The 22,381-nt window shown below is 66.7% G+C and carries 16 protein-coding genes and 1 riboswitch; of the genes, 12 read left to right on the top strand and 4 right to left on the bottom strand.

Annotation, left to right across the window (positions count from 1 at the left end):
• Window position 1: 1 nt before the first annotated feature.
• Window positions 2-1,303 carry a polysaccharide polymerase gene (locus AAC691_RS05740; RefSeq protein WP_342629274.1) on the bottom strand — a complete coding sequence of 434 codons (1,302 nt, stop codon included), beginning with the start codon at window positions 1,301-1,303 and terminating at the stop codon, window positions 2-4.
• Complete coding sequence (locus AAC691_RS05745) at window positions 1,300-2,496, bottom strand: acyltransferase (RefSeq protein WP_342629275.1); 1,197 nt, start codon at window positions 2,494-2,496, stop codon at window positions 1,300-1,302. Before AAC691_RS05745 ends, AAC691_RS05740 begins: the two co-directional genes overlap by 4 nt.
• A gap of 525 nt (window positions 2,497-3,021) precedes the next feature.
• Between AAC691_RS05745 and AAC691_RS05750 the strand changes: the two genes are divergently transcribed.
• The 10 genes from AAC691_RS05750 (at window position 3,022) to AAC691_RS05795 (ending at window position 15,908) form a co-directional block, all read left to right on the top strand.
• The gene (locus AAC691_RS05750) at window positions 3,022-4,128 is read left to right on the top strand and encodes a polysaccharide biosynthesis protein GumK (protein WP_342629276.1); all 1,107 of its coding nucleotides are present in this window, start codon (window positions 3,022-3,024) and stop codon (window positions 4,126-4,128) included.
• Between the two features lie 58 nt (window positions 4,129-4,186).
• Complete coding sequence (locus tag AAC691_RS05755; RefSeq protein ID WP_342629277.1) at window positions 4,187-5,368, top strand: glycosyltransferase; 1,182 nt, start codon at window positions 4,187-4,189, stop codon at window positions 5,366-5,368.
• Window positions 5,365-6,342 (top strand): glycosyltransferase, encoded by a 978-nt coding sequence (locus tag AAC691_RS05760; RefSeq protein ID WP_342629278.1) that lies wholly within the window; start codon window positions 5,365-5,367, stop codon window positions 6,340-6,342. Before AAC691_RS05755 ends, AAC691_RS05760 begins: the two co-directional genes overlap by 4 nt.
• 68 nt (window positions 6,343-6,410) lie before the next feature.
• Complete coding sequence (locus AAC691_RS05765) at window positions 6,411-7,736, top strand: UDP-glucose/GDP-mannose dehydrogenase family protein (RefSeq protein ID WP_323991549.1); 1,326 nt, start codon at window positions 6,411-6,413, stop codon at window positions 7,734-7,736.
• Between the two features lie 467 nt (window positions 7,737-8,203).
• On the top strand, window positions 8,204-9,703 hold the full coding sequence (locus AAC691_RS05770; protein ID WP_323991550.1) for an exopolysaccharide biosynthesis polyprenyl glycosylphosphotransferase: 1,500 nt from the start codon (window positions 8,204-8,206) through the stop codon (window positions 9,701-9,703).
• Window positions 9,704-9,737: 34 nt separating this feature from the next.
• Complete coding sequence (locus tag AAC691_RS05775) at window positions 9,738-10,559, top strand: WecB/TagA/CpsF family glycosyltransferase (RefSeq protein ID WP_323991551.1); 822 nt, start codon at window positions 9,738-9,740, stop codon at window positions 10,557-10,559.
• Window positions 10,556-12,781 (top strand): polysaccharide biosynthesis tyrosine autokinase, encoded by a 2,226-nt coding sequence (locus AAC691_RS05780; RefSeq protein WP_323991552.1) that lies wholly within the window; start codon window positions 10,556-10,558, stop codon window positions 12,779-12,781. Before AAC691_RS05775 ends, AAC691_RS05780 begins: the two co-directional genes overlap by 4 nt.
• An 11-nt stretch (window positions 12,782-12,792) precedes the next feature.
• Complete coding sequence (locus tag AAC691_RS05785) at window positions 12,793-13,965, top strand: glycosyltransferase family 4 protein (protein WP_323991553.1); 1,173 nt, start codon at window positions 12,793-12,795, stop codon at window positions 13,963-13,965.
• On the top strand, window positions 13,965-15,293 hold the full coding sequence (locus tag AAC691_RS05790; RefSeq protein WP_176640340.1) for an outer membrane beta-barrel protein: 1,329 nt from the start codon (window positions 13,965-13,967) through the stop codon (window positions 15,291-15,293). The genes AAC691_RS05785 and AAC691_RS05790 overlap by 1 nt, the downstream gene beginning before the upstream one ends.
• A gap of 27 nt (window positions 15,294-15,320) precedes the next feature.
• Window positions 15,321-15,908, top strand: coding sequence for a polysaccharide biosynthesis/export family protein (locus tag AAC691_RS05795; RefSeq protein ID WP_323991554.1), 588 nt, complete (start codon window positions 15,321-15,323; stop codon window positions 15,906-15,908).
• Here AAC691_RS05795 and AAC691_RS05800 read toward each other — a convergent pair.
• Both AAC691_RS05800 and metE read right to left on the bottom strand, forming a co-directional pair.
• A complete protein-coding gene (locus tag AAC691_RS05800) occupies window positions 15,880-17,547 on the bottom strand; it encodes an APC family permease (protein WP_323991555.1) in 1,668 nt (555 codons plus the stop codon). The two genes, AAC691_RS05795 and AAC691_RS05800, sit on opposite strands and share 29 nt — an antisense overlap.
• An 89-nt stretch (window positions 17,548-17,636) precedes the next feature.
• Window positions 17,637-19,982 (bottom strand): 5-methyltetrahydropteroyltriglutamate--homocysteine S-methyltransferase, encoded by a 2,346-nt coding sequence (gene metE / locus AAC691_RS05805; RefSeq protein WP_342629279.1) that lies wholly within the window; start codon window positions 19,980-19,982, stop codon window positions 17,637-17,639.
• 104 nt (window positions 19,983-20,086) lie between these two features.
• A riboswitch (cobalamin riboswitch) is annotated at window positions 20,087-20,300 on the bottom strand.
• A 64-nt stretch (window positions 20,301-20,364) separates the two neighbouring features.
• On the opposite strand from metE, the gene AAC691_RS05810 reads away from it, so the two are divergent.
• Together AAC691_RS05810 and metF are read left to right on the top strand one after the other, a co-directional pair.
• Window positions 20,365-21,330, top strand: a complete 966-nt coding sequence (locus AAC691_RS05810) for a metalloregulator ArsR/SmtB family transcription factor (protein WP_342629280.1) — start codon at window positions 20,365-20,367, stop codon at window positions 21,328-21,330.
• Window positions 21,331-21,402: 72 nt separating this feature from the next.
• Window positions 21,403-22,356 (top strand): methylenetetrahydrofolate reductase [NAD(P)H], encoded by a 954-nt coding sequence (gene metF, locus AAC691_RS05815; protein WP_342629281.1) that lies wholly within the window; start codon window positions 21,403-21,405, stop codon window positions 22,354-22,356.
• Window positions 22,357-22,381: the final 25 nt, after the last annotated feature.

Raw genomic sequence — 22,381 nt, forward strand, 5'->3', positions numbered from 1 at the left:
ATCAGATCGCGGCGCCCGGCAGGGGACCGGCGCGGCCGGCCCATGCCATTTTCGGGGCGGGGCGCCATGTTTTTGCCGGCCGGATCGTCTCGGTCACGCCGTAGAGGAACCACAGGAGTGCCGCGGTCTTGATCGTGAACACCGAGGCGCCGATGCAGAGCGACGTGGCGAAATAGACCGAGATCATGGATTTCATGATCGCGCCCTCATGCGTGAGGGGCCGGCGGAAGGAGAATAATCCGAGATAGAACAAAGTCAGGATGGCGCCGAGATTGTTCAGCACATAGGCATAGCCCGTGTCGGCCGTATAGACCTGGGACGGCGCCAGCGCGAACCATTGCCCGACATTCCAGTAATCCAGCAATCGCCCCGAGAAGACCAGGCGCCCGGAAAAATCGTCGTTGATGATCGCGGGCAGCACGCCGGGCAGTTCGTGCATCGAGCCGACCAATGTCAGCGCCGTCGCGACGAGGATCGGCAGGATGAAGGACACCATGGGCATCTTGCAGAACGGGCTGAGGCGGAGCAGGAGCATGGCGGCGCAGCATCCCGACGCGAAGCGGGAATCGGCCAGGATGAAGCACAGCACCGAAAGCCCGTAGAGCGCCACATAGCGGCGTCCCGGCTGGTTGCGCGACACGCTGAGGCACCAGGCGAACACGATGGCGGAGAAATTCCCCAGCGAATCCGGTTCGAGAAAAATCGAGGACACGCGATGCGAGCCGAATATCGACTGAAAGAACGTCCGGCTGGCGGCGGCGCCGCGATTGCCGCTGAGGAAGAGATTGGTGTTGCTGTAGTTCACCGTATCGCTGGCGATGACGCCTTTCTGCACGTAGTAATCCCATATATTGAACATCTGGGAATAAAGGCCGGTCAGAACCAGTTCCATGAACCCGACCAGCAGGACCAGGACCATGATGATCCAGATCGTGGACCGGGCCGTGCGTTCGGTCGCCATGCGGCCCAGGCCGTAGAAGATGTACATGATGCCGACATCATGGACGATCTTGAAGCTGATGGCCGGGTTCACGAGCTTGGCCCCGAGCAGGAAACCGACCGTGACCGCGATGATCCAGAACGCCGGACGATCGATCCGGTTGCGGATCATATAGAAGCCCGTCCCCATGATCATGATTTCGACCAGGGCGATCAGAGGATTTCCGACATGCACCCAGTGGCGGGTGGAAATGAAGCAAAGCGCGAGATTGAACGACGCCCCGGCGATGACGAGGTATTTTCCGCCCTTGCGAAGGTCGGCCGGGGATGCGGCCCGTTCGGCCACCGCGAGAGACATGCTCATCCTTCCAGTTCACGGGCCAGTTCAGGGGCCGTCGGAAGCGCGGGGTTCAGCCTGGCATTCTCCCACGCGGGTCGCGGATCGGACGACAGGCGGCGCGCCAGGGACCGCCCGAGATTATGCAGCGGCAATTCGACCCAGCGATATGTCACGCTGGAAACGGCCAGCGTGACGGCGATCGTCAGGACCGCCAGCATCGCCTGCGTCAGATCGGGCGCGGCGAGCAGAAGCCGCGTGCCCATGCGATGTTGGAAAAAATCAAACAATGCCAGCAAAATAGGCAAATGCAGCAAATAGACACTGTATGAGAGTTCGCCCACCCATACCATGCGCCGATGGGTGAGCACGGCGAAGGACCGGCCCGAGGCGTACAGATCGCGGACGATCACGAACGCCGCCAGCGATTCGATGATATTATAGACCTGTTCCGGCACGGCGTGCCCGCCGAGCGCCAGCCGGTCATAGAGCAGGATCACCGTCGCGGCGGCCGGGATTGCCGGCGATGCCGCCCACGCCACGGACGGGAGCAGGGGGATCAGGGCGCCGATCGCAAAGGACAGGCCGAAATTCAGGCCGATTTCCGAGGGCATCGGCACCAGCGCCAGTACGAAGAACCCGGCCAGCGCCCAAGGACGGACGCGCGCATGACGCATCAGCACCAGAATGAGCGGGAAAACGACCGAAAAGATCAGTTCCACCCGAAGGGACCACATCGGCCCGTTATAGCGCGTATACGCGCCGAGCAGCGCCAGGGCGACATGGGACGGGGACACCGGCGCCCCCAGATTGCGTGCGAGCCAATCCACGAAGACGCCGACATTCATGCTGTCGCGCACATAGACCGTCACGGCGATGGAAAAGGCGACGGAAACCCACAGGAGGGGAAAGATGCGGAACACGCGCTTCAGATAGAAGCCGAGAACGGTGTCGCGATCGAATCGGCGGACGCGACGGAGGGACAGCGACAAGACGCAGCCGCTCAATACGAAGAAAAGCAGGACGGCCGCCTGCGCATTGAAGGCGTACGTCACCAGGTCATGAATGAGGCGCCCCCCCGGCGTCCGCGGCACCGGATCGTAACGGATGACCTGGATGACGTGCCCCGCCAGGACGACCAGGCAGGCGACCCCGCGCAGCGACGTCAGTTGCTGCAAATAGGCTTTTTCGGAACGCGCCTCGAACAGATGGTCCGACATTCATCGTCTCTCCGCCAGAAGAAACCCCCCGGCACAGGCCGGGATCAGACAGACATAAATACAAAACATATCGCGACACTATCGCCCGACGGCGCATGAAGTTCGCCGGCCAGCCCGACCAACGGGTGTGAAAAACGTTTTAAAGGCTGGAATGCCGCACGCAGCCGCTGACATGGCGTGACTACGTATTTTTGTATCACCTACCCCTTCCCGCCCGCGCATTGCAAGCTCAAGGTTCCGTGATGCGATATCTTTTTTTCCAACAGGCGAAATAGTTTCTTGATTCCGGAGTGCGGATGGTCAACAAATTGCCTTATTCAGGGTGCAAGTGCAGATACGCTTTGTTAACTCGCTGAGTTTAAACGTTCCTGAGTTTCATATAAGCGTCACTCCAAGATGTCCGGCCGTCCGCCGCCGTGTGAGACGGTTTGCCTGAATCGATTACGTCCAGACACAATTACGTCCTGACCTTTCATTGCAATCTTTCCTGCGTTCTTTGCAACGAAGTAGAGGCGGAATGTTCGTATGACCGTTTCACTGGTTATATCGGTGCATGACTATCGCTCTCGCCGGAAGGCGAGCGTGCATTTCATTACCGCCGAAATGGCGAAACGGGGAAAGACGCGTTTCTTCTCGGTCGGGCTGAGCCGGCTGTCGGAGCACAGGGGCGACACGCGGGCCGACCTGGCCCCGCGGGCCAACCGCGTGGAATATGTCGACGGCGTGGAATGTTTCTTGTGGAGAACGAGCTGGCATCCGTTCAACATGCGGCGGCCGGCCCTGGCGCCCGTGGAAGAATCGCTGTTCTGGCTTTATCGGCGGCTGATTCCGCGCATTCCCAGGCAATGGCTGCGCGAAGCGGACACGGTCTTCATCGAGTCCGGCATGGCGCCGGTTTTCATCGAGGATGTGCGGAAGCTGAACCCTGCGGCGCGCATCATCTATCTGGCGTCGGACGACCTGGATGTCATCGATGCGGCCGGGACGATCAAGCGGCGGTTCCGCGCCAATTTCGACAGCATCGATACCGTTCGCCTGCCGTCGCGCCTTTTGCAGGACGGCATGCCGCATAATCGGACATCATACTTCATTCCGCACGGGATCGACCGTACGATCGCCCAGAGCGACTATCCGACGCCGTATGGGAACCGGCGAAGCTGCGTCTCGGTCGGGTCCATGCTGTTCGATGCGAGTTTCTTCACGATCGCGTCCTCGCTGTTCCCGGACATCGATTTTCACGTCATCGGCGCGGGCAAGGCCGCGAACGGGCTGTCGGCCGCCAACATCATCGTGCATGAGGAGATGCCGTTCGCGCAGACCCTGCCCTATGTCCAGCATGCGGCCTTTGGCGTGGCACCGTATCTGGACCGGCAGACGCCGCGGTATCTGATCGATACATCCTTGAAATTGCGCCAGTTCGGCATGTTCGGGATACCGGCGGTGTGCCCCGAATTCGCCCTGGGGGATCAGCCGGGGCGCTATGGCTACCGTCCCGGCGTACCGGAGACGATCCGCGACGCCATAGACAAGGCACTGGCGCATCGCGCGCCGATACGGCCGCACATGCTGGGCTGGGACGAGGTCGTGGACCGGATCATCACGCCGAAAGCCTATGCGGACACCAGTCTTTGACGCCAACGCAGCCCGCCAGGGGCAAGTCGACGGGGCCAGTCGACGGGAGGAGGAACGGATGCTTCAGCAGGTCGGCGACCAGGATTGCCCGACGGTGGGGATCTATCGCACCGAAATTCTGCCCTTGTCCGAGACCTTCGTACGGGACCAGTCCCTGGCGCTGACGCGCTGGAAGCCCGTCATGATCGGTGAAAGGCTGATCGACAAGCTGCCTCTGGAGGGATTGCCGGCCCGCGCCCGCTATCGGGGGCCCGCCACCCTGCCCCAGCGGGCGCGCAGCATGCTGGCCCGCAGCCTGAACCGTGCGCCGCCGGGCCTGGCGCGGATCGCGCAGCATGTGCGGCCGGCCCTGATCCATGCGCATTTCGGCTTTGACGGGGTCGAGATCTGGCACCTGGCGCGTCGCCTGTCGATTCCGCTGCTGGTCACGCTGCACGGGTCGGACATCACGACCGACATGGCGTGGTTCGCCGCCGGCCGATCCGGGCGACGATGGAAAAACTATCCGAGCCGCCTGCGGCGTCTGGCCGCCAGTCCCGACGTGACGTTCGTTGCCGTATCGGGACATATCCGCGACGCGGCGATCGCGGTCGGACTGCCGGCGGAGCGGATCCATGTCCGCCATATCGGCATCAATCCCGACCGTTTCATTCCGGGCCCGGTCTCTCCGGGCGCGCGGCCGCCGATCATCCTGTTTCTGGGCCGGCTGGTGGAAAAGAAGGGATGCCGGTTTCTGATCGACGCCTTTCACCAGGTGCGCGCGGCCTTGCCCGAGGCGCGGCTGATCGTCGCGGGAGACGGCCCCGAGCGGGCCCTTCTGGAAGAGCGGGCGGCGCTGATCGGCAATGTGACCTTTACCGGCGCGGTGCCGCGCGAGCGCGTCATAGCGCTGATGGGCGAGGCGCGGGTCTTTTGCCTGCCGAGCGTCACGGCGCGCAGCGGGGACGCCGAAGGGCTGCCGCTGGTGCTGCTGGAGGCCCAGGCCAGCGGCGTGCCGGTGGTGACGTCGGCCCGAGGCGGCGTCACGGAGGGGATCGCGGACGGGGAAACGGGCTTCGCCTTCGCCGAGGGCGACGTCGCGACGCTGCGGGACCGGCTGCTGGACGTTCTGACGGACGACGCGCTGGCGGACCGGATGGGTGCGGCCGGACGGCGCTTCGTGCAGAAGAATCACGATATCCGCATATGCACCAACGCATTGGAGGATCTGTACGACCGCCTGGCCCGGGTGCACGCATGACCGACAGCTTCAGCGTTTCCGTCATCATCCCCGTCTATAACGCCGTGTCCTTCGTCGAGCGGGCGATCGGGTCGGTCCTGGAGCAGAGTCTGCCGGCCGTGGAGATCCTGGTCGTCGATGATTGCTCGACCGATGCGACGGCCCAGGTCGTGGCGACGCTGGCGCAGCGTCATCCGTCCATCCGCCCGATGCGGGCGGCGGTGAACGGCGGACCGGCCGCCGCGCGCAACCTGGGCATCGCGCAGGCCACGGGGGACTGGATCGCGATCCTGGACGCGGACGACGCCTATGCGCCCGACCGGCTGGAGGCGATGGCGCGCATGGCGGCCGCCGACCCGGACAGCGATATCCTGGCGGATGACCTGCTCTATTACGACGCGGGCGCCGGGATGGTGACCGGGCGGGCCATCGGCGCCGCGCACATGCAGGACCGGACGGTCACGCCGGCCGATTATCTTGCGCATAACCTGGCCGACGGGCGCGGCGCCGACTGGGGATTGCTGAAGCCGGTCATCCGGCGCGCGTTCCTGATGAAGACGGGGCTGCGCTATCCGGTCGGGCAGCGTCATGGGGAGGATTTCACCTTCATGATGCATCTTCTGCTGGAGGGGGCGCGGTTCAGGATCCTGGATACGGCGCATTACCTCTACACGCAGCGGGAGGGCGCCGTCAGCCGGCGGGAATCGACCATGACGCGGACGACGATCGCCTATGCCGCGCTGGCGCAGTCGGCGCTGGAACTGACGAGTCATCCCGCGATCAAGGCGCAGCCCGGCCTTGACGCGCTGTTGCGCAGGCGTGCCGAAGGATTGCTGCGGCTCGACGATGCGCATTTCTTTTCACAGGCCATCCGCAAGGGCGCCCTGGCCGCGCTTCTTACGAGGGCCCTGCATCGCCCTTCTTTCGTTCCGCGCGTGGGGCGGCAGATCGGACGGGCGATGCAGCGCCGGGTGGCGCGGCGGCGCTCGGCGTGAGCGGAATGAAATTGCCGGCCCATGCGGGACCACATGCGGGCCCGCACCACAAAGCTGAGGAGTGAACCATGCAGATTGCGATGATCGGTGGCGGTTATGTCGGGCTGGTGTCCGGCGCCTGCTTCGCCGAGTTCGGCACGAACGTGACCATCGTCGAGGCCGATCCGGGACGGCTGAATGCGCTGCGCGAGGGGCGCATCCCGATCTATGAGCCCGGGCTGGACAAGCTGGTGGCCGACAATGTGGCGGCCGGGCGCCTGACCTTCAGCGAGGATATCGAGACGGGCATACAGGGGGCCGAGGCGATCTTCATCGCCGTGGGCACGCCGACCCGGCGCGGCGACGGCCATGCCGACCTGCGCTATGTCTTCGCCGCGGCGGAACAGATCGCCAAGAGCATGAAGAATTACGCCGTGGTGGTGACGAAATCGACCGTGCCGGTCGGCACCGGGCGCCAGGTCGCCGAGCTGATCCGCCGCGTGCGGCCGGACCTGGATTTCGACGTGGCGTCGAATCCGGAATTCCTGCGGGAGGGCAACGCGATCGGGGATTTCATGCGGCCGGATCGCGTCATCATCGGCACCGACACGACCAAGCCCGGAGGGTCGGAGCGGGCGATGGAGATCATGCGCAGGCTGTACCGGCCGCTTTACCTGATCGAGGCGCCGATCCTGTTCACGGGCCTGGAAACCGCGGAACTGGCCAAATACGCCGCGAATTCCTTTCTGGCGATGAAGGTCACGTTCATCAACGAGATCGCCGATCTGTGCGAAAAGGTCGGAGCCGAGGTCCACGACATTGCCCGGGGAATCGGGCTGGACAACCGTATCGGCCGGAAATTCCTGCATCCGGGCCCGGGCTTCGGCGGATCGTGCTTTCCCAAGGATACGCTGGCGCTGGTCCATATCGCCCGCGACGCGGATTCTCCGATGCGCCTGATCGAGACGACCGTCAGCATCAACGATGCGCGCAAGGCCAGGATGGCGGAGCGGATTATCGCGGCCTGCGGCGGATCGGTGTCCAACCTGACGATCGGTGTCCTGGGGCTGACATTCAAGCCCGAGACCGACGACATGCGCGAGGCCTCGTCCATTCCCATCCTGCACCGGCTGAGCGAGGCGGGGGCCAAGCTGCGCGCGTTCGATCCGGCGGGCATGGATAGCGCGCGCCCCCTCTTGCCGGATGGCGTGCAATATTGCCGCGACGCACTGGATGCGGCCGCCCAGGCCGATGCGCTGGTGGTGCTGACGGAATGGAACGAGTTCAGGGCCCTATCGCCCAGCCGGCTGAGCGAACTGATGCGGGGCAAGGTTGTCGTCGATCTGCGCAATATCTGGGATCCGAAAACCATGCGCGAGCACGGCTTTCAATACGAATCGATCGGTCGTCCCTGACGCCGGGATGCGGCGGTGCCACGGATATGTGTCTGCGCCGCCCTTTCGGACCATGCGCGATCGGGCGGCTGTTTCGGTCCGGAACATGAGGAACATGTCACAAATAGACTCGACAAGATCGTGTCCAAATCTTTAATCTGGGAGATGGCGATTTCGTTTCTCATGTCTCGGGATATGGTCTCCGTCATGATGGGTGGCGGAGATTTCGCGAGCCGCGTCGCGTCATGCAGGGCGGCCTTCGGGTTACGGAGACGGGTCGGTTTCCGGATTTTTCCAGAGAGAAGACCGGCTGGGACTAAATTCGATCGACCCGAACGAAAGAATTGAACCGATCCGGAAAGATCACGTTTCATAATTGCGTGTTTTCATTGGATGTTCACGGACTTTGATAAAAAATCCTTTATCGGATTCCATGATTCGCAGTTGGAACCGTCGGAGACGCATGTGTATCCGTTGGAGGTCTTCACATGAGTGAGTCCTATAGCTCGTTGCAGAGCACGATCGACTTTCCGGATGACCCGCTCCGGCAGGTTCAGTCCGTAACGAAACCGGCGGAATCCGGCGTCTATCCTTATTATCATCCTGTGCTGAGCGGGATGATAACCAGCATAGACGGCCTGACCGTGATGGGCGCGACGCTTCTGACGGCCTATGCCGGCCCGGAGGTCGTCCACCAGCATTGGGTCATGTCCCAGTCCGTCGCGAACCTGATGTCGGTCCTGGGTTTTCTGATGGCGCCGAAGAAGCGGTCGCTGATTTACGTGCCGACATTGCTGCAGGCTTCGGCCCAACTGCGCTATCTGGCGCCGCCGCTGCTGATCGGCGCGCTGCTGCATGCGGTGGTGCTGTCCATGCTGCGCCACCCGATCGCCCCGTCCGCGGAACTGGCCGCGGTGTGGCTGTTCTGCTCGGCGCTCGCCCTGGGCGCGGTTCGCGGGACGGAGATCGCCCTGCTGGGAAGCAGCGCGATCTCGGGACAATTGGCGCGGAACGTCGCGATCGTCGGCAGCGACGAGACGGCGATCAAGTTCGCCGCGCGCATCGCCGGGGAGGCCGGCCCGACCTATCGGATGATCGGCGTATTCGACGACCACGACACGGCGCTGAACCCGAATGCCGTGGACGGCACCCTGGAAGATCTGATCGTGCGCAGCCGGGAGACGCCGCTGCATGCCATCATCCTGGCCATCCCCTCGCACTATGACCCGCACGACCATGTCGCCGAAATCAGTTGGCGGCTGAGAAGCGTGCTGTCCGACGTCTATGTGCTGCCGAACGTGGTGCACGGCATCGACGTGGTGCTGCCGATCGAGCAACTGGGTCCCTTCGCCCTGCTGGTGCTGCAGCGCCGTCCGCTGTCGGACTGGCAGGCCGTCAAGAAGACGATGCTGGACATGGTCCTGGGCGCGATCGCGCTGGTGATCCTGGCGCCGGTGCTGGCGATCGTCGCGATCGCGATCAAGGCGACGTCTCCGGGTCCGGTCTTCTTCAAGCAGCCGCGCCTGGGTTTCAACAACCGCACCTTCATGGTGTATAAATTCCGCAGCATGTATACCAACATGTCGGACATGATGGCCGCCAGGCAGACGTCGCGGGACGACCCCCGCGTGACGCCGGTCGGGCGGTGGCTGCGCAAGCTGAGCATCGACGAACTGCCGCAATTGCTGAACGTCCTGCGGGGGGAAATGTCGCTGGTCGGCCCGCGCCCGCATGCGCCGCACACGCGTGCGGGCGGCATGCTGCTGGACGATGCGCTGGCGGAATATGTCATCCGGCATCAGGTGAAGCCGGGCATTACCGGCTGGGCGCAGGTCAACGGCGCGCGCGGCGAGCTGGTGACGATCGACGATCTGCGCCGCCGCGTCACGTACGATTTGGAATATATCCAGAAATGGTCGCTGCGCTTCGACATCAAGATCATGGCGCTGACCGTGCTTCGAGAGGTTTTCAGCCGACATGCCTTCTGAAGCTCTTTCCCCGGATATGGAAGTCCCGGATTCGATGAGCCCGGATTCGGCGGGCCCGGCCGCCTTCGCGCCCTCGCCTGCCCGCGATGCGGTGCCGTTCGACGCGCTGGACATCATGGGATTGCGCCTGATGGACATACCGCGCCAGGACCTGGCGGAACTGGTGGTCCGGGCGGCGCGCGCGCATGCCAAGATGCTGGTGGTGAACGCGAACGCGCATTGCATGGTCCTGTCGCAACATGAACACTGGCTGCGCGCACTGTTCGCGGAGGCGGACGTCACCTTCTGCGACGGGGCCGGGGTGCAGCTTGCCTCGCTATTCCTGACCGGACGGCGGCTGCATCGCACGACGCCGCCGGAATGGATCGGGCCGGTGCTGGAACAACTGGGCGGGGATGCGTCCCTGTTCTGGCTGGGCGGCGAGCAGGCGGTCGCCGAGGAGGCGGCGCGGGCCTATGAACAACGCTATGGCGTGCGGACCGCCGGGGTGCATCATGGTTTTTTCGACGCGCGCGCGGGTTCGGCGGATTCGGAGGCGATCATCCGGCAGATCAACGAGACGCGGCCCAACCTGCTGCTGGTGAACATGGGCATGCCGCGCCAGGAACGCTGGCTGCACGACCATTGGCACCGCATCGCGCCGACGATCGCGATCACGGCCGGGGCGCTGGTCGATCATGCCGCGGGGCGCGTCCACCGGCCGCCGCGCTGGGTCGCGAACATGGGCCTTGAATGGGCGGTCCGGCTGTCGCGGGAGCCGCGCCGCCTGTGGCGCCGCTATCTGATCGGCCTTCCCGTCTTTGGATTTCACGTTCTTCGCTGGAAATTCGCCCCCGAACGGAGCAGATCGCAATGAACAACAGGACCGATGCCTGGCCGAACGGACTTTCGGTCCCGGATATGGCTGATTTCAGCATGGCCGAGCATATGCCGGCGGCGCCCCAGAGAGACGGACGGGCGGTCATCCTGCACGGATTGCAGCTTGTGCGGCGCTATCGCCGGCTGTTCCTGGCCGTGGGCGTCGGCACGTTCGTCGTGGGGAGCGGCGTGACGATGATGCTCAAACGCTCCTATATGGCCACCGCGACGGTCGTCGTCTCATCGACCAGCGTCGATCCGGTCAATCTTCAGAATGCCCAGCCCGCCGACCGGCTGCAGGATGACGAACTGGCCACGCAAGCCGGGCTGCTGCAATCGCGCGACGTCGCCGCGGCGGTGCTGCGGGCCCTGCCGCCGCCGCCGGCGCCGGCGGGATTCAACCTGCGCGCCGCGTTGTGCGCCCATGTCCATCTGCTGTGCCCCAAGGCCGCCGCCAGCAATCCCGAGGCGGAGCGGCAGGCGAAGATCGACCGTCTGCTGGCGTCGGTGACCGTGGAGCCCGAGCCGCATTCGCGCATCATCAATATCAGCATCAAGGACAATGACGGGCAGCGCGCCGCCGACCTGGCCAACAGCTTCGTGACGCAGTACCAGCTTCAGGCCCTGGACCGCCAGCGCGGCGACATCAACCGCACGGCGGCCTGGATCGATGCGCGCACGGCGCAATTGCGCGAACGCTGGCTGGAGGCCTCGACCAAGGCCAGCAGCTTCAACGCCGCGCATCATCTGTCCAATACGGGCAACGGGTCGGATACCGGCCCGCTGATCGATCGGCAGATGTCCGAGACCGCGGTCAGCCTGACCCAGGCGCAGAGCCGCCTGGCGGCCGCCGAGGCGCGGGCGGACGCGTTGTCCCGGGCGAGCGCCCAGGGGGAGGGCCGCGCGCTGGTCGAGCTGACGCAGCAGCCGATCCTGGTCGCGACGGCGAATACGCTGTCGCAACTGGAAGCGAGCCGCATGCAGAAGGCGGAGGCCCTGGGGCCGCATCATCCCGACCTGGCCGGCCTGGACATGCAGATCGCCGCGACCCGCGCCAGCCTGGCGAGCGAATTGCGGGCCGCCCTGTCGTCGATCAACGAGGAGGTCGTCTCGGCCCGGGCGGAGGTCGCGCAACTGACGCAGGATCTGGATCAGTTGCGCCAGCAGGCCAGCGTTCAGAGTTCGCCGCAGGCCGAGTACCTGATGCTGGAGCAGGAGGCGCAGAGCGCGCGCGAGGTCTATGAGGCGTTTCTGGGACGGTCGAAGGAGATGGTCGATCGGGTGGCGCTGCTGCAGCCGCCCGTCAGCTTCGTTTCGCATGCCTCGCCGCCCGATGCGCCGACCTTTCCCAATCGCAAGAAACTGCTGATGGGCGTCGTGGTCCTGTCGCTGGTCGCCGCCGGGGCCGCGGTCTTCCTGCGCGACCTGCTGTCGCCGGGCTTCGGCGAGATCGAGCAGTTGCGCGCCCTGATCGGCCTGCCGCTTCTGACGGCCATTCCCAGGATCGCGGCACGCGACAAGCATGCGGTGCGCCGGCATGTGCTGGACGCGCCGTTTTCCACCGCCAGCGAAGCGGTACGCAGCCTGCTTGCGCAATTGTCGCTGTCCGCCGTCCAGACCGGGCGCGGGCGGGTCATCGCCGTGACGTCGGCCGCGGGCGGGGAAGGAAAGACGTCGCTGACCTATTGGCTGTCGGCCCTGGCCCGGACCGGCGGCCAGCCGGTGCTGGTCATCGACGGCGATCACCGCCAGAGCACCGGGCGCCGCGCCGACGTGCCGGCGCAGCGCGGCCTGACGGAACTGCTGACCGGAACGGCCTCGATTTCGGATGTCGTCCAGCGGGACGGAGAGACGGGGGTGGATTTCATCTCGGCCGGCGCGCCCGGCATGTTTGCGTTCGATCCGGCGGAGATCGCGCGGCTGCGCGAGCTTTTGAAGACGATCAGCCAGTCCTACAGCCTGATCATCATCGACAGCCCGCCCCTGCAATGCATGCCGGACGGGCTGGTTTACGGCGCCGTCGCGGACCAGACCGTGTTCGTATGCCGGTGGCTGGAGACGTCGCGCGCCGCCGTGACGTCGTCGATCGAACGGCTTAAATCCTATGGCGCGAATGTCACGGGCGTCGTCGTGTCGATGGCGGAGGAATCGGCCGGCGCCTTTCCGGGGGCGCCCTATAGCGGCCAGCCGCGACGCCTTGCATTACCGTATCAGTCCTGAGGATCGTCCCATTGAAGACCATCCATATCGTACGGCAGTTCAGCCCCTCGGTCGGGGGCCTTGAGGACTCGGTCCTGAATCTCTGCAGGGTGCAGCGCGACAATCTGGGCATCGACGCGCGGGTCGTGACGCTGAACCGCGTGTTCGGCGATCCGGCGGTCCTGCCGCCCACGGATGTCGTGCAGGGGGTGCCGGTGCGGCGGATCGGCTGGTCCGGGTCGACGCGCTATCCGATCGCGCCCCAGATCCTGTCGCATCTTGACGGGGCGGATATCGTCCATGTTCACGCCATCGATTTTTTCTTCGACTACCTGGCGGCGACGCGCTGGCTGCATGGGCGGACGCTGGTCGCGTCGACGCATGGCGGGTTCTTTCATACGAAGGCGCTGCGGCAGGTCAAGGCGCTCTGGTTCCAGACCCTGACCCGTGCGTCGCTGCATGCCTATAAGCGCATCGTCGCCTGCAGCGTGAGCGATGCGCAGATGTTCGCCCCGATCGCGGGGAAGCGGCTGCTGACCATCGAGAACGGGATCGACCAGCGGAAATTCCGCGCCGCGTCGTCCGCCGCGCCGACGCGCACGATGATCAGTTTCGGCCGCTTCGCGCGGCACAAGCAGATCGACCTGCTTTTTCCTCTTCTCGCGCGGCTGCGCGCGCAAGGGGAGGATTGGCGCCTGATCGTGGCGGGGCGCCCCGCCGACCAGACGGAGGCCGATCTGGCCGAGGCCGCGCGGGCGTCGGGGGTCGCTGAGGCCACGCGCTTCGTGATCGCGCCGTCCGACGACATGTTGCGGAGCCTTTTCGGAGAAGCCAGTTATTATTGCTGCCTTTCGCAGCATGAAGGATTCGGCCTGGCGGCGGTCGAGGCCCTGTCGGCGGGGCTGATTCCCGTGCTGAGCGATATCGTGCCCTTTCGACGCCTGGTCGAGCAGACGCAGGTGGGGATCGTGCGCCAGGCGCAGGACCTGGACGGGCTGGCGCGGGACATGCGCGACCTGCATCGGCAGGGCGAGGCGCACGTGTCCGCCGCCAGGGCCCGTGCGATCGCGGAATCGTCCCGTTATGACTGGGACGATGTGGCGCGCCGCTATGCCGAGCTGTACAGGTCGGTCCTGCCGGACGGCAGCGCCGCGGTGCCCCAGCCCCTTGCAATGGACGCGGCCCGGGGAGGCACGCTGACCTGATGGCGGCGGAACATGCCGGGCGCATCCGGCATCACCTGGCGACTCTGGCGGCGCTTACGGTCGCGGCCTGGAGTGTGCCGGCTCATGCGCAGTTGATTTCGCAATATTTTCCGTCCGACCTGCCGGGCTATTCGTCTCCGGACCAGGCGGATTCCGTCGTCATGCGTCAATTGCTGAGCAACCGGCCCGCCGGCATTCCGGTCGGCAGCTTCATCCTGCGCCCTTCGGCCGCGGTGGCGGGCGGGTACAACACCAACACGCTGGCGGCGCCGCATACCGCGAGCCCGGAATTCGAATTCGACGGCGGGCTGAAGCTGAATTCCAATTGGACGCGCAACGCGCTGGGGGTTTTCGCATCCGTCAGCGACAGGCGCTTTCCGTCGATTCCATTCGCCGATTACACGAACTGGAGCGCGGGGACCGGCGGGTCGGTGGCCCTGGGCAACGACACGCTGGCGCTTGGCTATACCCATTATCAACTGCATCTGTCGTCGATGGATCTGGGCAATTTCGGCGTGTCGCGTCCGGTGCCCTATGACGCCAACGACGTCCGGCTGACCTATACGAAGCTGTTCGGCCGTTTCAGCCTGATTCCGGCGGCGATCTATGAGGATTACACGTTCGGCAGCGCCTTGGGCGGGGGGATCGATACCAGTTATGCCAGCCTCAGCCACCGCCTGGAGACGGGTTCGCTGACGTCGCGCTTCGAACTGTCGACCGGCAATGCGGCGGTGATGATCCTTCGCGGCTCGACCGCGCAATTCACCAACGGGGGCGAGGGGAACGACTATGCCGACGGGGCGGGATTCCTGGGGCTGGACCTGAATGCGGATTCGGTCATCCGCTATCGCCTGCTGGCGGGGGGCGAGACGCGCCATTTCACCCACGGCCCGGCGCCCGCGGTCACCACCCCGACCTTCGAGATCGACACGATCTGGACGCCGCGGCGGCGGGATACGATCAGCATCTATTTCTATCGGCGCATCCTGGACCCGGCCTCGCCCTTTGCGCGGAACCAGACCGTGACCGACGGGCGCGTGCAATGGGACCACGAACTGCGCCGCACGGTCGTCCTGCGCGGCTATGCGGAAGGCGGGATGAGCCAGACCGGGCGCACGGTCGCCGGCACCGCGTCGCGCACGCAGACCCTGTTCAAATTCGGCGTGTCGGCGAACTGGGTGATCAACCGCTATGTCACCGCATCGCTGTCCTATAGCCATGTGAACGATTTTTCCCATGGCGGCCTGCCCCCCGACCCGCTCTTCCCGACGCGGAAGTCGACCTTCGCCAGCAATTATGTCTCACTCGGGTTCAGTTTCGCCGAATGACGCCCACCGCAAGACCGGAGGACCTTGATGACTGCTTATTTTCCGCGCCGCATGCCTGCGCCTGTTCGCATTGTCTGCCTGGCGGCGCTGGCGGCGCTGGCCGGCTGCGCCCCCGGGAGCAGCCTGCCGCCGATGCCGCCGCCGGCCAATGTGGCCTACCGGCTGGGGGCGGGCGATCAATTGCGGGTGCTGACCTATAACGATCTGCAACTGACCAACAGTTTTACCGTCGGCGACAACGGGCGGATCGCCTTTCCGCTGATCGGGTCGATCCAGGCGTCCGGCCTGACGACGCATGAGCTTGAGAGTGCCATCACCTCCCGCCTGGTGGCGGAGGGCGTTCTGAACCATCCCAGCGTGTCCGTCGAGGTCACGCAGTACCGGCCGATCTTCGTCCTGGGCGAAGTCGCCCATCCGGGGCAATACCCCTATATGCCGGGCATGACGACGTTGAGCGCGGTGGCGTTGGCGGGTGGCTATACCTATCGCGCGATCACCGATTATGCCGGCGCGGTCCGCTCCGGCCCGGACGGCCAGGCCGCCGAAGGACGGGTGAAGCGCAATTCCCTGCTGCAGCCCGGCGATGTCATAACCGTCTATGAGCGATATTTCTGAATTCCGGTGCGGCGGGCGCGTCGGCGGCGGTGGCCGGGGCGGGCGGGGAATCGTCCTCCATCACGGACAGGTCGGGCACGGCGCGGGCGCTGCGCACGCCCCAGGCGCAGAACAGCAGCGAGATCGCCGCCACCGCCGCCAGGTCCCAGCCGTAGGGAATCCAGCCCCGCCCGCCGAACTGCCGGCTGCCGGCATAGGACAGGGCGGCGATGGACGGCAGGTAGGCCATGAACCACGCGGCATGGCGGATGGCGGCGCGGTGGCGTGCCCAGCCATCGTCGCGGCGGAACCAGGCATAGACCGGCAGCAGCATCACCATCAGCAGGATGATGTCGCCGCTGAGCGGCCAGCGGGCCCAGTAGAGCAGCAGCGAGGAGAACATGAAGGCCAGCGCGCCCACCACGCGCATGGCCGGCACGCGGACCGGGCGCGGCCGTTCGGGCAGGGTGCGCCGCAGCGCCAGGGCGGCGATCGGCAGCATCATGTAGGAGATGATGGTGCAGACCGAGATCACCGACGCCAGGATGCCCCAGCCGCGAAAGAAGAACAGGAACACGAACGCCACGGCGAGATTGAACCACAGCGCCGGGCGCGGCACGCCTGAAGAGGGATCGATCCGGCCCAGCAGGGCGGGCATGGTGCCGTTGCGCTGCATCCCCAGGGTCATGCGGGTGCTGCTGGCCAGGTGGGTGGCGCCGGCGCCGCTGGGGGCGAGGAAGGCGTCGAAATAGAGCAGCATCGCCAGCCAGTTGAGGTTGAAGGCGATGGCCAGTTGGGCGAAGGGCGACGAGAAGGACAGCGCCGCCCAGCCCCCTGCCCCGGGCCGCACCGCGCCCAGGAAGGCGCATTGCAGCAGCAGGTAGATCACGGTCGCCAGCCCGACCGCGCCCAGCACGGCGATCGGGATGCTGCGCCCGGGGTTGCGGGCCTCGCCGGCCAGGTTGAGCGGGCTTTGGAACCCGTTGAAGGCGAAGACGATGCCCGAGGTGGACACCGCCGTCAGGATGCCCGACAGGCCGTAGGGCATGAAGCCGCCCAAGGACGCGCCCGGGGGCGTGCCCGAGGGGTCGGCGCCCACCAGGTTGCCGGGGTGGAAGGCGCTGGCGAACAGGGCCAGGGCGGCGCCGGCCGGCACCACCAGCTTGAACACCGTGATCATGGCGTTGAAGCGGGCGAAGAAGCGCACGCCCCAGAAATTGAGCTGGAAATAGACCACCACCAGCAGGGCGGCCACGATCAGGCCGGGGGGTGTCAGGGTGCCGGCCTGGTAGAGGTGATGGGCCCAGGGGAAGGACCAGGAACTCATGTATTGTACCGAGGCCTCGGCTTCGACCGGGACGACGCTGACGATCGACAGCCAGTTGGCGCCGGCCGCCATGAAGCCGACCAGGGGGCCGTGGGTGAGGTTGGCATAGCGCACCATGCCGCCCGCCACCGGGAACATGCCGCCCAGTTCGGTGGCGACGGCGGCGATGACCAGCGCGATGAAGGCCCCCAGCAGCCAGGCCAGGGTGGCCGCCGGACCGGCGGTCGAGGCCGCGCGTTCCGCCCCGAACAGCCATCCCGACCCGATCATGGCGCTGAGCCCGGTGAACATCAATTGCCAGGGGCCGAGCGCGCGATTGAGGTGGGATGACACGTTGGGGGTTCTCCGGCGGCTGGATGCGAGTCGCGACTGTTTCATCCAGCCAACCCGGTCTCGCGCCCCGGCGCAAGGCGCGGGGTGCTTCAGGCGGCGCGCATCCGGCGCGCCGCGTCCACCATGGCGGCTATGGCGGTGCGGACCTCGGGCCATTTGCGGGTCTTGAGCCCGCAATCGGGGTTGACCCAGAGCCGGTCGGGGTCGATCCGGCCGGCGGCGGCGCGCAGCAGGTCGAGCATCTCGCCGGCGGCGGGGGCGCGGGGCGAGTGGATGTCGTAGACGCCCGGACCGATTTCCGCCGGGTAGCGGCGCCCGGTGAAAGCGTCAAGCAGGTCCATCCTGGAGCGTGCGGTCTCGATCGAGATGACGTCGGCGTCCATCGCGGCGATGGCGTCGATGATGTCGTTGAATTCCGAGTAGCACATGTGGGTGTGGATCTGGGTCGCGTCGGCCACGCCCGAGGCGGCGATGCCGAAGCAGGCCACCGCCCAGTCCAGGTAAGCCTGCCAGTCGGCGCGGCGCAGGGGCAGGCCCTCGCGCAGTGCGGCCTCGTCGATCTGGATGATGGCGGCGCCGGCCGCTTCGAGGTCCGTGACCTCGTCGCGGATGGCGAGGGCGATCTGGCGGCAGGTCCGTTCACGCGGCTGGTCGTCGCGGACGAAGGACCAGTTGAGGATGGTGACCGGGCCGGTCAGCATGCCCTTCATCGGCCGGTCGGTCAGGGACTGGGCATAGCGCCACCAGGCGACCGTCATCGGTTCGGGGCGCCGGACGTCGCCGTAGATGATCGGCGGGCGGACATAGCGCGAGCCGTAGGACTGGACCCAGGCATGGCGGGTGAAGGCGAAGCCCGACAGGCGTTCGCCGAAATATTGCACCATGTCGTTGCGTTCGAATTCGCCGTGGACCAGCACGTCGAGCCCGGCTTCTTCCTGCCATTGCACGGCGCGGACGATTTCGGCGCGCAGGAACGAATCATAGGCCGCGTCCGACAGGGTGCCGCGGGCATGGGCGGCGCGGGCCTGGCGCACGTCGCCGGTCTGGGGGAAGGAGCCGATGGTGGTGGTGGGAAAGGCGGGCAGGCCGAGCCGGGCGCGCTGCGCCGCCTGGCGGACGGCGAAGGGCGAGGCGCGGCGGGCCTGGGCGGGGTCGATCGCCGCCATCCGCTGCTGGACCGACGGGTCGTGGATGCGCGGCGAGGTGCCGCGCGACGCGGCGGCCGCCGATGCCGCGTCCAGTTCGGCCCGCACCGCGGCCGGTCCGTCATTCAGCGCCCGGGCCAGGGTGGCGAGTTCGGTGATCTTCTGCACCGCGAAGGCCAGCCAGGAGCGGATTTCGCCGTCCAGCGCGGTTTCGCGGTCGAGGTCCAGCGGGGTGTGCAGCAGGGAGCAGGAGGGGGCGAGCTGGATGGTCCGCCCGGTGCGCACGGCCGGGGCGATGCGGTCCAGCAGCGCCTGGAGGTCGGCGCGCCAGACATTGCGGCCGTCGATGACGCCCAGGGACAGGACCAGGTCGGGGCGCGCCGCCGCCAGGACGGGGCCGAGCTGGTCCGGTGCGCGCACCAGGTCGATATGCAGCCCGTCGACCGGCAGGGCGAGCGCGGTGTCGAGATTGTCGCCCAGCGCGCCGAAATAGGTCGCCAGCATCAGGCGCACCCCGGCGCCGGCCGCGAGCTGCGCATAGGCGCGGCCATAGGCGGCGCGGGCCGCGTCGGTCAGGTCGGTGACCAGGCAGGGTTCGTCGATCTGCACCCAGCCGGCGCCGGCATCGGCCAGGGCGCGCAGGATGGCGACATAGACCGGCAGCAGGCGCGGCAGCAGCGACAGCGGGTCGAAGGCGCCGCCGCGGGCCTTGCCCAGCAGCAGGTAGCTGATCGGCCCCAGCAGGACGGGGCGGGTTTCGATGCCGAGCGCGCGGGCCTGGAGATACTCATCCACCGGCTTGGCCGAGGACAGGCGGAAGACCTGATCGGCGGAGAATTCCGGCACCAGGTAGTGATAGTTGGTGTCGAACCATTTGGTCATTTCCGCGGCGGGCAGGCCCCCGGCGGTATCGGTACCGGAGGCATCGGCGCTGGCGGCATCGGCGTGGCCGTGCGCGCAGCCTGCCGCCGCGTCGCCCCGGGTGCCGCGGGCCATGGCGAAATAGGTCGCGCTGTCGACCGGGCCGCCGGACCAGCCATAGCGGGACGGGATGGCCCCGACCATGACCGACATGTCCAGCACATGGTCGTACAGCGAGAAATCATTGGACGGGATGATGTCGGCGCCGCGATCGCGCTGCCAGATCCAGTTGTCCGCGCGCAGGCGTGCGGCCGCGGCCTGGAGTGCGGCCTCGTCGCCGTTTCCGGCCCAGTGTTCTTCCAGCGCCTGTTTCAGTTCTCGCCTGGGGCCGATGCGGGGAAAGCCCAGTGTGGCGACGGTGACGGTCATGACAGCCTCGACAGTTGGGGCGGGCCGGCGGACAGGCGCGCGAGGCCGGCCGCGCCGGCAGGTCGCCGGCGCGGTGGGGCGCGACCCGTCCGGACACCCCGCCGGAGGATTTCTTCGGCCATGGCAGGTCTCCTGGCTTGCGGGTCACAGCAGCCGGTCCTGCCTTCCCGGGGTCTCTCTCGGTAGAGATTCCCAGTGGCGCGGATGGACCGGTGCTCGCCGCCTACAGTTGCGGGGGCAGCGCCGGATTCGCACCGGCTTCCCTCTTCGCCGCGACGCCGGAAGACTGGGTGCGGAACCATGGCGGTCGGATTAGGACAGGAATGGAAAAAATGAGTCAATAGGAATTGCACATATAAGGATATCGTTATATGTGACGTTCATGAGCCGATCGCTTGTCATTTTCCAGGCCCTGGCCGATCCGACGCGGCTGCGGATCCTGGCGTTGCTGCGCACGATGGAACTGTCCGTCGGCGAGATCGCGCAGGTGCTGGGGCAGAGCCAGCCGCGCGTGTCGCGCCATGTGAAGATCCTGGTGGCGGCCGGGCTGGCGGAGCGTCGCAAGGAAGGGAGCTGGGTGTTCCTGACGCTGGGGACGGAGGAGGATTTCGGGCCGCTGCTGGCCGCCATGGACCGGTGGGACCGGCATGACGACGCCGAGCGCGCGGCGGACATCGCCCGGCTGAAGGCGGTGCGTACGGTGCGGGCGATGGCGGCGGAGGATTATTTCGAGACCCATGCGGCGAACTGGGACGCGATCCGCTCGCTGCATGTCGCGGAGGGCGATGTCGAGGCCGCGATCCTGCGCGTTCTGGCGCCGGAGCCGATCGGGCGGCTGGTGGATATCGGCACCGGGACGGGGCGGATGCTGGAATTGCTGGCCCCCCGGGCGGACAGCGCGGTCGGGTTCGACCGCAGCCCGGCGATGCTGCGCCTGGCGCGGACCAAACTGGCCCAGGTGGGGCTGACCCAGGCGGCGTTGGCCCAGGCGGCGTTGGAAAATGCGGAATTGCGGCAGGGCGACATGTATGCGCTGCCGCTGGCGGCCGGTGCCGCGGACGTGGCGGTGATGCACCAGGTGCTGCATTACGCGCAGCACCCGGCCGCCGCGATCGCCGAGGCGGCGCGGCTGCTGGCGCCGGGCGGGCGGCTGCTGGTCGTGGATTTCGCCCCGCATGAGCGCGAGGATTTGCGCGAGCGCGATGCGCATGTGCGACTGGGATTTTCCGACGCGCACATGGCCGAATGGTTCGCCGCCGCCGGGTTGCGCGCCGAAGAGCCGGTGCGCCTGGATGGCGAGCTGACCGTCAAGCTGTGGCTGGGCCGCCGCGCGGCCGACGGCCGCTGAGCGCTCGCCGCCTGCTTCTTTCGTTTCCTGATCCTTTATTTCCCGATGATGATTGCCGAGGAGCCGGCCCGCATGTCTTTTCTTTCCCTTCCCGGCCTTTCCCTTCCCGGCCTATCCCAGCCTGGACACGCCGCCGGCCCGTTTCCGTGGCTTGCCCCGGCCGAGGCGCCGGACGCGGAGATCGGGGTGTCGTTCGAATTCTTTCCGCCCAAGACCGAGAAGATGGCGGACGGGCTGCGCCAGGCGGTGGCCGGCCTGGCGCCGCTGGGGCCGCGCTTCGTGTCCGTGACCTATGGCGCGGGCGGGTCGACGCGCGACCGGACGCTGGCGGTGCTGCGCGAGATGGTGCGCGACCATGCCGTGCCGGTGGCGGGCCACCTGACCTGCGTCGGGGCGTCGCGCGCCGAGGTGGACGCGGTGGCGCGGGACTATTGGCAGGCGGGGGTGCGGCATATCGTCGCGCTGCGCGGCGATGCGGCCGAGCCTGGCGGGCGGTTCGTGCCGCATCCGGAGGGATATGAGAACGCGGCGGCGCTGGTCGCAGGCCTGCGGCGGGTGGCGCCGTTCGAGATTTCGGTCGCGGCCTATCCGGAGACCCATCCCGAGGCGCGGAGCCCGCAGGCGGACCTGGACAACCTGAAGGCCAAGATCGATGCCGGGGCGTGCCGGGCGATCACGCAATTCTTCTTCGAGGCCGAGAGTTTCCTGCGGTTTCGCGACCGCGCGGCGGCGGCGGGGATCGATGCGGAGATCGTGCCGGGGATCCTGCCGGTGGGGAACGTGGCGCAGGCCTATCGCTTTGCCGAGATGTGCGGCGCGCGCGTGCCCGACTGGATGCGGCGCCTGTTCGATGGGCTGGACGCGCAGCCGGGGGCGCGGGCGATGGTCACCACGGCGGTTGCCGCCGCGCTGTGCGCCCAGTTGCGCGCGGCGGGCGTGTCGCAATTTCATTTCTATACGCTGAACCGGGCGGACGCGTCGCTGGCGCTGTGCCGGCTGCTGGGACGGCGCGGCGGGGAATCATGACGATGCAGGAACCGGTGCGTGGGCA

This window comes from Nguyenibacter vanlangensis (assembly GCF_038719015.1).
GTDB classification, from domain to species: domain Bacteria; phylum Pseudomonadota; class Alphaproteobacteria; order Acetobacterales; family Acetobacteraceae; genus Gluconacetobacter; species Gluconacetobacter vanlangensis.

What these genes read in the sequence shown, in the direction of transcription:
- AAC691_RS05760 (WP_342629278.1), top strand. Translation starts at nt 5,365, where the DNA reads ATGACCGACAGCTTCAGCGTTTCCGTCATCATCCCCGTCTATAACGCC.
- AAC691_RS05745 (WP_342629275.1), bottom strand. Translation starts at nt 2,496, where the DNA reads ATGTCGGACCATCTGTTCGAGGCGCGTTCCGAAAAAGCCTATTTGCAG.
- AAC691_RS05780 (WP_323991552.1), top strand. Translation starts at nt 10,556, where the DNA reads ATGAACAACAGGACCGATGCCTGGCCGAACGGACTTTCGGTCCCGGAT.
- AAC691_RS05795 (WP_323991554.1), top strand. Translation starts at nt 15,321, where the DNA reads ATGACTGCTTATTTTCCGCGCCGCATGCCTGCGCCTGTTCGCATTGTC.
- AAC691_RS05755 (WP_342629277.1), top strand. Translation starts at nt 4,187, where the DNA reads ATGCTTCAGCAGGTCGGCGACCAGGATTGCCCGACGGTGGGGATCTAT.
- AAC691_RS05770 (WP_323991550.1), top strand. Translation starts at nt 8,204, where the DNA reads ATGAGTGAGTCCTATAGCTCGTTGCAGAGCACGATCGACTTTCCGGAT.
- AAC691_RS05790 (WP_176640340.1), top strand. Translation starts at nt 13,965, where the DNA reads ATGGCGGCGGAACATGCCGGGCGCATCCGGCATCACCTGGCGACTCTG.
- AAC691_RS05750 (WP_342629276.1), top strand. Translation starts at nt 3,022, where the DNA reads ATGACCGTTTCACTGGTTATATCGGTGCATGACTATCGCTCTCGCCGG.
- AAC691_RS05765 (WP_323991549.1), top strand. Translation starts at nt 6,411, where the DNA reads ATGCAGATTGCGATGATCGGTGGCGGTTATGTCGGGCTGGTGTCCGGC.
- metE (WP_342629279.1), bottom strand. Translation starts at nt 19,982, where the DNA reads ATGACCGTCACCGTCGCCACACTGGGCTTTCCCCGCATCGGCCCCAGG.
- AAC691_RS05810 (WP_342629280.1), top strand. Translation starts at nt 20,365, where the DNA reads ATGAGCCGATCGCTTGTCATTTTCCAGGCCCTGGCCGATCCGACGCGG.
- metF (WP_342629281.1), top strand. Translation starts at nt 21,403, where the DNA reads ATGTCTTTTCTTTCCCTTCCCGGCCTTTCCCTTCCCGGCCTATCCCAG.
- AAC691_RS05775 (WP_323991551.1), top strand. Translation starts at nt 9,738, where the DNA reads ATGAGCCCGGATTCGGCGGGCCCGGCCGCCTTCGCGCCCTCGCCTGCC.
- AAC691_RS05740 (WP_342629274.1), bottom strand. Translation starts at nt 1,303, where the DNA reads ATGAGCATGTCTCTCGCGGTGGCCGAACGGGCCGCATCCCCGGCCGAC.